This is a genomic window from Pseudonocardia alaniniphila, assembly GCF_022524485.1.
Taxonomy (GTDB): domain Bacteria; phylum Actinomycetota; class Actinomycetes; order Mycobacteriales; family Pseudonocardiaceae; genus Pseudonocardia; species Pseudonocardia alaniniphila.
Window position 1 is genome coordinate 1 of the sequence record NZ_JAKXMK010000037.1, and the last position, 12,234, is coordinate 12,234.

At 67.5% G+C, this 12,234-nt stretch carries 11 protein-coding genes and 1 pseudogene; 3 read left to right on the top strand and 9 right to left on the bottom strand.

Features of this window, described 5'->3' with window-relative positions; genetic code table 11:
• Positions 1-348 precede the first annotated feature (348 nt).
• From MMF94_RS34405 to MMF94_RS34425, 5 genes and pseudogenes are all read right to left on the bottom strand, one after another.
• A complete protein-coding gene (locus tag MMF94_RS34405; protein ID WP_241041633.1) occupies positions 349-819 on the bottom strand; it encodes a hypothetical protein in 471 nt (156 codons plus the stop codon).
• Positions 806-976 carry a hypothetical protein gene (locus MMF94_RS34410; protein WP_241041634.1) on the bottom strand — a complete coding sequence of 57 codons (171 nt, stop codon included), beginning with the start codon at positions 974-976 and terminating at the stop codon, positions 806-808. The genes MMF94_RS34405 and MMF94_RS34410 overlap by 14 nt, the downstream gene beginning before the upstream one ends.
• A 420-nt stretch (positions 977-1,396) precedes the next feature.
• Positions 1,397-1,945 (bottom strand): IclR family transcriptional regulator, encoded by a 549-nt coding sequence (locus MMF94_RS34415; RefSeq protein ID WP_241041733.1) that lies wholly within the window; start codon positions 1,943-1,945, stop codon positions 1,397-1,399.
• A 93-nt stretch (positions 1,946-2,038) separates the two neighbouring features.
• Positions 2,039-2,446 (bottom strand): annotated as a pseudogene (locus tag MMF94_RS43620) (helix-turn-helix domain-containing protein); the annotation flags it as partial.
• A 91-nt stretch (positions 2,447-2,537) separates the two neighbouring features.
• On the bottom strand, positions 2,538-3,257 hold the full coding sequence (locus tag MMF94_RS34425; protein ID WP_241041635.1) for a TetR/AcrR family transcriptional regulator: 720 nt from the start codon (positions 3,255-3,257) through the stop codon (positions 2,538-2,540).
• A 110-nt stretch (positions 3,258-3,367) separates the two neighbouring features.
• On the opposite strand from MMF94_RS34425, the gene MMF94_RS34430 reads away from it, so the two are divergent.
• On the top strand, positions 3,368-4,525 hold the full coding sequence (locus tag MMF94_RS34430) for an FAD-dependent oxidoreductase (protein WP_241041636.1): 1,158 nt from the start codon (positions 3,368-3,370) through the stop codon (positions 4,523-4,525).
• 560 nt (positions 4,526-5,085) lie between these two features.
• Positions 5,086-6,255, top strand: a complete 1,170-nt coding sequence (locus MMF94_RS34435; protein ID WP_241041637.1) for a cobalamin-independent methionine synthase II family protein — start codon at positions 5,086-5,088, stop codon at positions 6,253-6,255.
• A 322-nt stretch (positions 6,256-6,577) separates the two neighbouring features.
• On the opposite strand, the gene MMF94_RS34440 is transcribed toward MMF94_RS34435, so the two are convergent.
• The 4 genes from MMF94_RS34440 to MMF94_RS34455 form a co-directional block, all read right to left on the bottom strand.
• Positions 6,578-7,042, bottom strand: coding sequence for a dihydrofolate reductase (locus tag MMF94_RS34440; protein ID WP_241041638.1), 465 nt, complete (start codon positions 7,040-7,042; stop codon positions 6,578-6,580).
• Complete coding sequence (locus tag MMF94_RS34445) at positions 7,039-7,836, bottom strand: thymidylate synthase (protein WP_241041639.1); 798 nt, start codon at positions 7,834-7,836, stop codon at positions 7,039-7,041. The genes MMF94_RS34440 and MMF94_RS34445 overlap by 4 nt, the downstream gene beginning before the upstream one ends.
• A gap of 138 nt (positions 7,837-7,974) precedes the next feature.
• Positions 7,975-8,802 (bottom strand): LLM class F420-dependent oxidoreductase, encoded by an 828-nt coding sequence (locus tag MMF94_RS34450; RefSeq protein WP_241041640.1) that lies wholly within the window; start codon positions 8,800-8,802, stop codon positions 7,975-7,977.
• A 252-nt stretch (positions 8,803-9,054) separates the two neighbouring features.
• Positions 9,055-10,392 (bottom strand): FAD-binding oxidoreductase, encoded by a 1,338-nt coding sequence (locus MMF94_RS34455; RefSeq protein ID WP_241041641.1) that lies wholly within the window; start codon positions 10,390-10,392, stop codon positions 9,055-9,057.
• Between the two features lie 1,150 nt (positions 10,393-11,542).
• Between MMF94_RS34455 and MMF94_RS34460 the strand changes: the two genes are divergently transcribed.
• Positions 11,543-12,229, top strand: coding sequence for a TetR/AcrR family transcriptional regulator (locus tag MMF94_RS34460; protein ID WP_241041642.1), 687 nt, complete (start codon positions 11,543-11,545; stop codon positions 12,227-12,229).
• Positions 12,230-12,234 lie beyond the last annotated feature (5 nt).

Consider the following 12,234-nt stretch of genomic DNA (forward strand, 5'->3'; position numbering starts at 1 on the left):
GTGCCGCGCGGACCACACGGGAGTCCGTCATCGCCCAACCTCCGCCGTACTCGCCCATGAGGGGAAGTGGACACCTTTCGGGTGCCCCCTACCCCCGGACGGGATAGATCGGCGGGCCGTTCCGGTCGATTCAGCAATCGGCTGCATATCCGGGTTCCTTGTGGTCTCAGGGATGGGGGTGGCGGCTTGTGCCCGCGGCGGTGGTGAGCTCGTCGGGGGAGTGGCTGCCGCCGTCGTTGAAACTGGGGACGAACACCACGCCAACCGGTCAGATGACGTCTACGACCCCCATGGTCCGCAGCCGGCCGGGTCGGTGGACCCGGCGGGGATCGGTCAGGACCGTGACGGTCACGCCGCGCCTCCCGCGCCTGCGGGCTCGAGAACGTGCAGCGGGACCCCAGCAGCCGCATCGGCGGGTGGCGTGTAGAGCACGGTGCCGACCGCCACAACGGTCCCACCGGCACCGGCGACGGTGCGAAGCAGCGGGAGCACGCCGGGGTAGTCGGCCCACTCGACGTCGACCGCGACGATGGCCGCGCCGTTCTCCGGGTGGCGGCCGAGGCTGAGTCGGCCCAGGTCGTCATAGGCCGGGAGAATGTCCACGCCGAGTTCGCGAGCGACGACGTGGCAGAGCACGGAGGCCTCGCAGGAACTCCAGAACACCACAGCGGTGGGCTGGTACTGGCGCAGTTGCTCCGCCAGGGCGTGACCGAGAGCCTCCGGGACGGCCGGGGAGTCGAGGGTGGTCGGAACGCCGGTGGTGCTGTGGGCGCCGCTGGCGGCGGCGATGTCGAGGATGCGCTGGTCACGGAACCTCATCTGCGGTCTTCTTCCGGTATGTCGGCATGAGATCGGCCCGGCGGAATAGCGATGCGACGTCCTGTCCGTCGTCGGACTGATCGTTGGCGATGGCAACCTCGGCGAGGACCTGGGCCGCGATGTCCTGCGTGGCGCCGATGAGGTGCCCGGTCGGCACCGCGACCGCGATGTGCGACGCCGGTCATGTCAGGAGCGCCCGTCCAGATTGGGCGCACCGAGAGTGGTAATCATTGCCAGACGCAGATTTCCGACGGTGACCGATAGATCCGGTCTGCAGATTGCAGAGTTCACCGGCAGTTTTTCCATGAGATGGATGACCTCCATCCGCACTGCGAGAAAAGACGATGGTGAGGGTGGCGCGGGCCGCTGTCAAGAGCGTCAGCGTCGGCGCTGTAACCCGCAGATCCTCATGCCTTCCGCCGGGCGGAACCGAACAGAGCACGGTGCGCCGTGCGGTGGATACCTCAGGAACGATCTGTCCCCGTGTGTTGCGGAAATTCGTGTTCAAGCTGAGCGTTGAAGCTGTTCACTCGGATGGGGCAAGAGATAGCGGTTCCGATGGTGTTCGGCGCCTCGCTCAGTGTGCAGCGAGTTCTTGGTCGACGGCAGCGGGCTCCCATCCGAGGTCGGCCGACATCGACGCTGCGGCCTCGAGCAATGCCAACTTCGCGCTCTCGCGATCGGCAGCGGTCTCCATCCGGTGCATCGGGGCGGCCAAGGTGACCGACGCCACCACCTCATCGGTCGAGGTTCGAACCGGTGCAGAGACAGCCCACACGTTATCGTCGAGCTCGGAGTTGCAGATGTCGTAGCCGCGCTTGGAGATCAGGCTCAGACGGTCCATGACCTGCTCCACGGTGCTCGGAGTGTCGTCGGTGAACGCGACGAGCGGCTCGTGGGCCTCCAGCAGGGCCCGTGCCTCCGCCGACGGCCGGCCGGCAAGAAGGACTCGTGCCGCGGCGGCGGCATGGAGCGGCATTTCCTGTCCCACACGGACGAACAAGCGGAGCGGGTGCCCGCTCTCGGCGAGTGCGAGGCAGGTGACTCGGCCGCCCACCAGCGCCGACAGGAAAACCGTCTCCCCGGTGAGCCGGCTCGCCACTGCGACGGCCGCGTGCGGGGTCACTAACGGTGACTGCCGCGCAAGGTCGCTCTGGCCAAGCTCTCGAGCCGCCGGTCCGAGGAAGTACCGCCTGTTCGACGAGGACCTCGTGACGAACCGCTCGCCCTCCAGGACGCGAAGGATTCGGTGTGTACTGGCCAGCGGCATCGATACACGTTGGGAGATCTCGCCCATCGCCAGGCCTCGGTGCTCACCGGATAGCACCCGGAGAACGTCGAGGGCTCTCACGACGACCTGCATCCCACCTCCAAATCGTGCGCGACGTGAAAGGTGCCCTTCCCCTTCGTGAACAGTCTGGCACTTCAGGACCGCTGTGCTCCCTACTCCGACCCGCAGATAGTGGTCATCCGCGCACCGGGCACGAGGTCGATGGCTCCGGACGGAATCCGGGTATCCGTCCGATTTCGGCGAATACCACTCGGGCCTCCGAGGTGAAGGCCGCCGAAGCAGATCAACCCGGCACCCGTTCAGGGTGACGTCGATGGAATACCGCAGGGGTCGCATCGCGCGAGAACAGGCAAACGGGGCGGAGCAGCAGCAACGGCGCTGATCTCCCGCCGCCCTCCGCTATTGGTCGGGAGGTGAAACCCGGTCGTCAGCCCTGGCGGCCGATCCTGGCCGCCAGGCCGTCGAGCACCATCGCCAGACGGCGCTCGAACACCACGTCCGGATCGGGGAGGTCCTCGGCCTCGATGATCAGCCGCCGCAGGTACGGGAGCTTGCCCTCCTGCAGCAACTGCGAGATGAACGGCCCGGTCTGGCGCTGGTAGCCCGCGAAGTCCAGGCCGGTGCGCCGTTGCGCTTCGACCTCTCCCAGCTCCTGCACGACGAAGCCCCTGGTGAACTGCAGGGCGGTGGACAGCAGGTCCATCATCGCGTCGATGTCGAGGCCGAGCCCGTCCACGCACGCCAGACCGCTTTCGAGGAACCGCCGGGCGTTGGGCCCGAGGGTCGGCCGGTGCCCGAACCGGGCGATCCAGGGGTGGGCGTGGTGCAGCCGGCGCGTCTCCCGGGCGAGCCGGGTGACGTCGGCTCGCCAGTTCCCGGACGGGATCCCGGTCAGGTCCAACTCGCCCAGCACCGTGTCGTACATCAGCTCGGTCAGGTCGTCCTTGTTGCCGACGTGCCGGTAGAGCGCCATCGGGCTGTGGCCCATCCGTCCCGCGACCTTGCGCATCGAGACCGCGTCGACCCCCTCCTCGTCGGCCAGGGCGATCGCGACCGCGGTGATGGCCCTGTGGTCGAGGGTGCGCGCCGGCCCCCGCCCCTGGCTGGAGAGACGTGCCCAGATGACGGGCGGCGGTTCGTCGGTCACGGCAGCGCTCCTCGCGTGGATTGCGGGAATCCTACGGGACGCTTACGGTGTACACGTCTAGTCGCATACGCTGTACACGTCTTACTGGCTACGTATTTCGAGGTATCGACATGACCTCTTCGTCCGCCCTGTCCATAGCCGTCGTCGGCGGCGGCCTCAGCGGGCTGGTGCTGGCCCGCATCCTGCAGCAGCACGACATCGCCAGCACCGTCTACGAACTCGACGCCACCGCCGACGCTCGGCGGCAGGGCGGCCTGCTCGACCTGCACGTCGAGTCCGGCCAGTTGGCCCTGCGCGAAGCGGGACTGCACGAGAAGTTCCGCCGGCTGACCCGGCCGCAGGCAGAGGCCATGCGGGTGATGGACAAGGCGGGCACCGTCTACATCGACCAGGCCCCCGACGGCAATTCGGGCAGACCCGAGATCGACCGGACGGAACTGCGCGCCCTGCTGCTGGATTCGCTCCACCCGGGACGGGTCGTCTGGGACCACAAGCTCAGCCGGGCCCGCCGCCTGGACGACGGAGGGTTCGAACTCGTCTTCGCCAACGGCTCGCGCCGGACCGCCGATCTGCTGATCGGGGCCGACGGCGCCTGGTCGCGAGTCCGCCCTCTGCTCTCGAGCGCCTCCCCGGAGTACGCCGGGATCAGCTACGTCGAGTTCCACGTCACCGATGCCCCGGCCAAGGTCCCTGCTTCGGCAGCCCTGGTCGGCACCGGGAGCCTGTTCGCCCTGTCGGACAACAAGAACATCGGCGGTCACGGAGGCCGCGACCTGCACCTGGGAGCCATGCTGCGGACGACCGAGGACTGGCTCGAGACACGCGGCGTCGACTGGTCGGACGCGGCCGCCACCCGCACCGCCTTGCTGGCGGAGTTCGCCGACTGGACCCCGGCGCTGACCGACCTGATCCGCCACTGCGACGACGAGATCACGGCCCGCCGGATCTACGCCCTGCCCACCGGCCACTCGTGGCCGCGCATCCCGGGCGTGACCCTGGTCGGCGACGCCGCCCACCTGATGTCGCCGTTCGCCGGTGAGGGCGCGAACGCCGCGATGCACGACGCCCGTGAGATGGCGCTGGCACTGATCGAGCACGGTGACGACGTCGAGGGCGCGCTCCACCAGTACGAGACGGCGATGTTCCCACGCGCCGCGGCCGCCGCCCGGCAGTCCGCCCGCGGGCTCGACCTGTGTTTCGCCGACGACGCTCCCCGGGGAATGGTCGAGTTCTTCGGCAGGATGGGCGTCCCCGTCACCTCGCACTGATGGCGCACGGCGCGCGGCGGCCTGGCGTCAGCGGCCGGTCAGAGCCACCGCGCGTGTGCGACCAGATCCCGCGCGAGGTCGACCGCAAATCGGAGAATTGCCCACTGATGCGGATTTGCCCGATCTGTCGATGCGGCGCTCGTCCGGGAGGCGTGCTGCGCGGTCGGTGAGGGCCGCCCGAGACAGCAGGCGATCAACGGTACCTTCTGTGCTGACGCCGAGCGAGGCGCGAGGTTTACTGGATTCGTGTGATGGCTCGAGTGGAGTCGGCCACGTCGAGGTGGATGGCGACGGCGCCCGGTGCAAGCGGGCCGGTCGCCAGCCCGAACGGGGGCAGCGCCGAGATGTCCTCTCCCCGCAGTTTCGCGGCGAATGCGCGGGGTCGGTGAAACCGAGCCGGTCGTCATGGCCAGGGACGTCAAATAGGTTGAATGACGTCTTCAAGGGAGGAGCAACAAACGATGAAATGAAGTTTCATTCCGGTGTTCACGCCGTGTTCGGTGACAAGTTTCGCCGGTTCCCTAACTTCGACATCTCCATCCCCGCCGTGGAGGCATCCGATGAGACGCAGCACAGAGCGCATCCTGGCCACTCACGTCGGCAGCCTTCCCCGGCCTGCCGACCTCGCCGAAACAATCCTGGCCCGCGATGACGGCACCCTCGACTCGGACGCGATGCATCGCCTGCCCGCGACGATCCGCGCCGCAGTCGCGGACGTGGTTCGCACCCAGACCGACGCAGGCCTCGATGTGGTGAGTGACGGGGAGATGAGCAAGAGCGGCTACGTGACCTACGTCAACCAGCGGCTCTCGGGCTTCGAGGACGTCGAGGTCCCCGAGGGCGGCGGCCTGAGCATCGCAGACCTCGACGACTACCCCGGAATGGCCGAGACCTCACTCGCCGGCCTTCCTACTGCCGTCCCCACCTGTACCGGCGCGGTGACGTACATCGGGCACGCGGACCTTCGCACCGACCTGGACAACTTCCGCGCCGCGCTGGGGGAGGAGACGGGAGTCGAACCGTTCATGAACGCGGCATCACCCGGCGTCATCTCTGTCTACCTGCCGAACGCGCACTACGACACAGACGACGCCTACCTTTTCGCCCTCGCCGAGGCGATGCGCGAGGAGTACCAGGCCATCACCGACGCCGGGTTCATCCTGCAGATCGACGCGCCCGATCTCGCGATGGGCCGTCACATCAAGTACACCCACCTCGACGTCGCCGCTTTCCAGCAGCGCGCCGCCGTGCACGTCGACGCGATCAACCACGCGGTCCGCGACATCGATCCCGATCGGGTGCGCGTCCATCTCTGCTACGGCAACTACCAAGGGCCCCACCACCGCGACATCGAGCTCCACAACATCATCGACACCGTCCTGCGGCTGCGCCCCAACGGGCTGGCGTTCGAGTCGGCCAACCACCGCCACTCCCACGAGTGGAAGGTCCTCCACGACGTGCAGCTGCCCGAGGACAAGGTCATCATCCCGGGCCTGATCGACACCTCCAGCAACTACGTCGAGCACCCCGAGCTGGTCGCAGAACGCATCACCCGCTACGCCTCCGTCGTCGGCCGCGAACGCATCCTCGCCGGCACGGACTGCGGCTTCGCGTCCTTCGCCACCTTCCTCGCCGTGTCACCACAGCTCGCCTGGGCCAAGCTCAGCAGCCTCGTGCAGGGGACCGAACTCGCCACCGCGGCCCTGTGGGGCACCGCAGTGAAGGTCTGAGGAGCACCGCATCGCCGCCGTCACCAGCGATCGGTCGCGACATCATCCGGCCCGTGACCACAGCCGGCGGCGACTCGCCCGCCGGCTCCGTCGTCGCACACAGCCGAGCCCGCATGCCTGCGCTCACCACACGCGGGCGCCGCATCGGTCAGACGATTCTGGACGACCCTCTCGACGTCATCCACCTCACCGTCACCGCCTCGACCGGTCGCGAACGGCCCAGCAACTCAGCGTCGACGCGTTCACCGAACACCGCATCTGATGCATGGCGAAACCGGTCAGGCGAGATCGATGTCGCAGTCCAGCAGCGAGGGCGCCGATCTCAAGCCCGGTCCCAGGTCAGGAACCGATAGTGCAGCCCGGTCGACGACTCCTGCCATGATCCGACGGAGTCCGGCGAGCGGCCGACGTCCGGTGCGTGCGTGTCACCTTCGAAGAACTCTCGGATCTCGGTGACCACGATCCGGTCCGCGAACGGCAGCGCCGCCCGATACACCGCCGCGCCGCCGATCACCCAGGCGTCCCCGGACACCGCAGCGAGTGCCTGCGGCGGGTCGGGGAACGTCTCCACGCCCTTCTGCGGCGTGCGCGACAGCACAAGATTGCGCCTGCCCGGCAGCGGCCGGAACCGCGGCGGCAGCGACTCCCATGTACGGCGGCCCATGAGCACTGTCGAGCCGGCGGTCAGGGAGCGGAAGTGCTTCAGGTCCTCGGGCAGGTGCCACGGCAGCGCGCCGTCGCGGCCGATCACGCCGTTCGCCGACTGCGCCCAGACGAGCCCGATCACACCGCCACCGGAGCCTTGATGGCGGGGTGAGGGTCGTACCCGTCGAGTGCGATGTGCTCGTAGGTGTAGGCGAACAGGCTGTCCGCCGGCTTGAGGCTCAGCGTGGGGAACGGTCGCGCCCGGCGTGCGAGCTGCGTGCGGACCTGCTCCTCGTGGTTGTCGTAGATATGGCAGTCGCCTCCGGTCCAGACGAAGTCACCGAGGCCGAGGCCCACCTGCTCGGCGACCATGTGCGTCAGAAGCGCGTAGCTCGCGACGTTGAACGGCACGCCGAGGAACAGGTCCGCGCTGCGCTGGTACAGCTGGCAGGAGAGCTCGCCGTCGGCGACGTAGAACTGGAAGAACGCGTGGCACGGGGGCAGCGCCATCCGCGGGATATCGGCGACGTTCCACGCGGACACGATGATCCGCCGAGAGTCGGGGTTCTCGCGCAGCGTTCGTAGGACCTCGCTGATCTGGTCGACGTGCCCGCCGCCCGGAGTCGGCCACGACCGCCACTGCACGCCGTAGATCGGGCCGAGATCACCGTCCGGCGCCGCCCACTCGTCCCAGATCGTGACGCCGTTCTCCTGCAGCCACCTGACGTTCGCGTCGCCGCGTAGGAACCACAGCAGCTCGTAAGCGATCGAGCGGAAGTGGACCTTCTTCGTCGTGATCAGCGGGAAGCCGTCGGACAGCCGGTAGCGCAGCTGGTGACCGAAGACCGACCGCGTACCTGTGCCGGTGCGGTCCTCCTTGCGGGCGCCCGTGTCCAGCACGCGGCGGAGCAGGTCTTCGTACTGGGTGTCCGGCATGCCCGCGAGCCTAGGGAGCCGGTCCACCGGACTCGACACCTCCCGGACCCCCGGCGGGGTTGATTATTCTGCGACGCAACGGCGGCGGGCCCGCCGATCAGCGCGATGACGGTGCAGCGGCGACGTCCCGCCGGTGTCCTACCCGACCTTCGCGACGATCTCGGCCAGCCGGTCCAAGGACTCCAGAGTCTCCCGCTCGGGTGCCGTCGGAAGGCCGATCGTCACCTGTTCCACGCCCAGCGCCTCGTAGCCCGCGATGCTCGCCGGCTCCTTGGGGCCGATGTGCCCCACCCGGACGGGGACGTCGGCACCAGCCGCGTCACGGAGTTTCGCGAGCTGCGGCGCGAGAGCGTCGGGCGATTCCACGTTGGGGAGCCATCCGGCGCCGAAGCGAGCGATGCGAGGAAATGTGGCCTCACCACCGCCGAAGTAGATCGGCGGATGTGGCTGTTGGACGGGCTTGGGCCAGGAGAAGATCGGGTCGAAGTTCACGAACTCACCGTGGAACTCAGCCTGTTCCTCGGTCCAGATCCGGCGCATGGCCTCGATGCGTTCGTCCATGAGGCGGCCGCGGGTTCGGGGATCGGTGCCGTGGTTCTCCATCTCCTCACGGTTCCAGCCCACGCCGACGCCGAAGGCGACCCGACCGCCGGAGACAAGGTCGAGAGATGCGACCTCCTTGGCGGTACTGATCGGGTCGCGCTCCGTCACGAGCGCGATCCCCGTCCCCACGACGAGCCGGGAGGTGACCGTTGCCGCGGCGGTCAGCGCGACGAACGGGTCCAGCACCCGGTAGTGCACGGTCTCCAGCTCGCCGCCCCCAGGGAACGGCGTTCGGCGGGAGGCGGGGACGTGCGTGTGCTCCGGCACGAAGAGCGACTCGAACCCGCGTTCTTCCAGCGCCCGGCCCAGAACCGCCGGTCCGATCCCCTGATCGGTGACGAAGCTCAAGACCCCGTACTTCATGCTGCCCTCCTTGCCGGTGCCTCGATGACCCGTCTCGACGCGCGGGAAGCCGTTGGCTGCCTCGCCGTGACTCTCCCGATTTACCGCGTCCGCGGCTCTGCCGTCTCACCCCGGCTGGGCGGGAATGCGTGGAGACGGCTGACCAGCCGATCCGGCTGCCAGGGGCAGGACTGGTTCTCCTCGAGAACGGTGGTGCCGGACACGATCGGAGAATCGATCACATCCGGCCCCGCCCGGCCGGCCGAAGACTGATCAGGCGGCCGGCACCACGTTGTGGTTGATCCGGAACGTGTTGGCCGGGTCGTAGGTCTTCTTGATGGCCGCCAGGCGCTCGTAGCGCTCCGGGCCGTAGATCGCGGCGGCGTCGCTCGCCTCGTCCGGCGCGAGGTTGTTCACCAGCCGCCGGTCGCCCCTCCAGGGCTCCATGCCGTCGAGCAGTGCGGCGACCGCCTTCTTGAGCTGGTGCTCCTCCGGCAGCGGACCTGCCGCAACGCCCAACAGGCTGTACGGCAGGCCCCTGGTCGCCACGGCGTTGGGCACCGCCGGCTCCCGGTCCCACGCCCCGCCCAGGGCACGCAGTTCGGCGATCGCCAGGGTGGTGTCGGAGTTCGGGCCGACGAGCTCCACCAGCTTGTCCTGCGCTTCCGCGGGGAACTCCCGCAGCATGACGCCCCGTTCGTAGTAGGGCACCGGGTCGGTCGGTTCGTTGTGGATCGACGCCACCTCGGTGTACGGCATGTCTCGCACGGTGTCCAGGACTGCCGGAGCCACCGCCCGCAGTGGCGCTATCAACCGCTCGCCGTCCTCGGCCGTGCCGGTGTAGGCGAACCGCAATGACACGACGAACGCCCCGCGCAGCGGTTCGGGCACTTCGGGCACCGGTGGCTGGCGCATCACGGCGAACGAGGAGACCATGGTCTCCGGTGTGCCCGGGTGCCAGGTGGTCCATGCGCGCAGCACGTCGGCCATCCGCTCACCGGGGAAGTAGATGCCACCGCCGTAGAGGCGGGACACCGGGAACAAGTCGAATTCCAGAGCCGTGACCACACCGAAGTTGCCCTTGCCGCCGCGCAGTGCCCAGAACAGCTCGGGCTCGGACTGAGCGTCGACGTGGCGCAGTTCGCCGTCCGCGGTCACCACCTCGAGCGAGCGCACATGGTCGGCGGCGTAGCCCTGGGAACGGCCGAGGGTCGGGCTGAGACCGCCGCCCAGGATGTAGCCGGCGACTCCTACCGTGGGATTCGACCCGTTCAGCGGAGCCAGCCCGGCCTTCGCCGCCTTCGGGATGACCTCGGACCACATCACGCCAGCTCCGACCCGGGCCGTGCGGCTGACCGCGTCGATGACCACGTCATTCATCCGATGGGTCGCGATCACGACGGCGCCGTGCGCTTTGCCGACCATCTGGTGGCCGGTCGTCTTCACCAGGAGGGGCCGATGCTGCCCCGCCGCGAAAGCGACGGCGGCCTGGACGTCGGCCGCGCTCTGCGCCACCACGATCGCCGCGGGCACCAACTCGTGATTCAGGTTGAAGACGGCGCGTTCGTCGTCGTATCCCGCGTCGCCCGGCAGCAGAACCGAACCTGCCACCGCGGCAACGAGAGTCGCGGCATCCTCCCGAAGGACCGGCGGCAAGGATGAATCATCAAAAGTCATGACATACCTCCTGTTGCTGATGCGGATATCTCGGAGCGAAGACAACCGGGCAGGCCCGGAAGACTTCCGACTCCACGTGGTTACGCAGGTCCGACGAGCGACCGAACTGCCGTCCGGAGAATGACCAAGAGGGCCGGGTCACACTTCTCTGATGAGTGGCAATCAGACAGATCGGAGCGGGGATACCGCATGTGGTCGGCTTGCTGGTCGACCAGAAGAGGAGCGTCCGCTCTCGAGGCCGGACCACGGCCGCCGAAGAAATCCTGAAGTCCCTCGCGCGATTTCGTCGGCGAAATCTGGCCGGATCATGTCGGGCGCCACGCCCGGCTGACGGTCCGGCCCCCTGCGTGCGCTGGTCGGTAATCGCAGGCTGCCACGCGGGTCGGGAGCTGGTGGTGGGCAGCTGCACCGTGCGGCCGGCATGGCCGGGGGTGTCGAGCTCCCCGCGTGGGAGATCCCAGGTGGGCGGGACCCGTCAGGCGCCCGGAACGAGAACGAGTGGGGGCCGCTGTGTAGTCATGATGTTCCTCTCTGGAGTCGTCGGGCGTCTCGGACGTATATTACAGTACTTGAGTGTAACGTATCTTGGCGTCGCCGGCTGGTGTCTCAGTGACGGTGTGAGCAGCGGCTGGTGGTGACGTATCTCGATCGGGCGCCGGAGCTCGGGTAGTCCTACGTCTTGCGTGGAAGATCATCCGTGGGATGGTTTGCGCGGGAGGTGGCATTGGCTCGACATTTGTCTATGCGCTACGAGCAAATCGCCCACCGCGTACAATGCGTAAGCCAGGAGCAGGAACGGCTCCAAAAGTATCCTGGCTGAGTGTGACCCACTTTTCGCCGATGGCCGAGAACTGCCGCGTCCATACTTGACATCCCGCAAACCGGGTTGACACACTGTCAATGGCGACGGGGCCGACGCCGGCGATCTGCCCGGAGGGTTGAGCGTCGTATCAGGCTAATCTTCGGATGCTCGTCGAGCATCTCTTCATGTTTGCCTCAGAGTTCGGGCCGTGGCGACAGTCAGTGGCCAATATGTGAGCGCCAGTCGTAGTTTGCGCTCTTTCTCGCAACGCGGAGCGCGCCCATGGAGACCCTGATGAACATGATAGGTCGAGGTGCACAACGGCGTCGATCGCGCGCCCCGCGTCCGTCGGGCGCCGACCGTGAGAAAGCAATAGTCTCCACCCTGAGGGCACTCCTTGACCATAAGAATATCTATGATATCTCGATAGGTGACCTGGTCCAGGCCGCAGGAATCACTCGGCAAGGCTTCTACTTCTACTTCGCCTCGAAAGAAGCCGCGCTCGTCTCACTCTTCGGTCAGGTGCTCGATGAAGTTGTCGAAGACTACAAGGCGCGTATCGACCAGCTGGAATCCGACGATCCGGTAGTGGTGTGGCGCAACTCGATCGGAGTGCCACTGGCGACGATCCTGCGTAATCGAAATGTCTTTCTTGCCGCCAACCAGATGCGAGAAGCGAGTCCCGAGATCCGGCGGGTGTGGGACGGAATGATCGAGTACTGGGTTGATCGAGCCGCCCGGCGTATTCGCGCCGAGCAGCAGCGGGGAGCGGCCCCGTCGGATATATCCCCCGAGGAGCTGGCAATGTCTCTCAATCTGATGAACGAACGCGCAACCTTGGCCGTCTGTGCGAACTCGGGCCCGCGACACGATGCATCGGAACTAACCGAGGCTCTATTGAGAGTGTGGATCCGCAGCATCTATCTGACGACTCGGCCCGTCTTCTTTTCGGAATGCCCGCCGGCGTGAGGGCC

Bases quoted from the DNA above. Each gene is read 5' to 3' on its own strand.
- MMF94_RS34405 (WP_241041633.1), bottom strand. From the start codon at position 819: ATGAGGTTCCGTGACCAGCGCATCCTCGACATCGCCGCCGCCAGCGGC.
- MMF94_RS34430 (WP_241041636.1), top strand. From the start codon at position 3,368: ATGACCTCTTCGTCCGCCCTGTCCATAGCCGTCGTCGGCGGCGGCCTC.
- MMF94_RS34435 (WP_241041637.1), top strand. From the start codon at position 5,086: ATGAGACGCAGCACAGAGCGCATCCTGGCCACTCACGTCGGCAGCCTT.
- MMF94_RS34445 (WP_241041639.1), bottom strand. From the start codon at position 7,836: ATGCCGGACACCCAGTACGAAGACCTGCTCCGCCGCGTGCTGGACACG.
- MMF94_RS34450 (WP_241041640.1), bottom strand. From the start codon at position 8,802: ATGAAGTACGGGGTCTTGAGCTTCGTCACCGATCAGGGGATCGGACCG.
- MMF94_RS34460 (WP_241041642.1), top strand. From the start codon at position 11,543: ATGGAGACCCTGATGAACATGATAGGTCGAGGTGCACAACGGCGTCGA.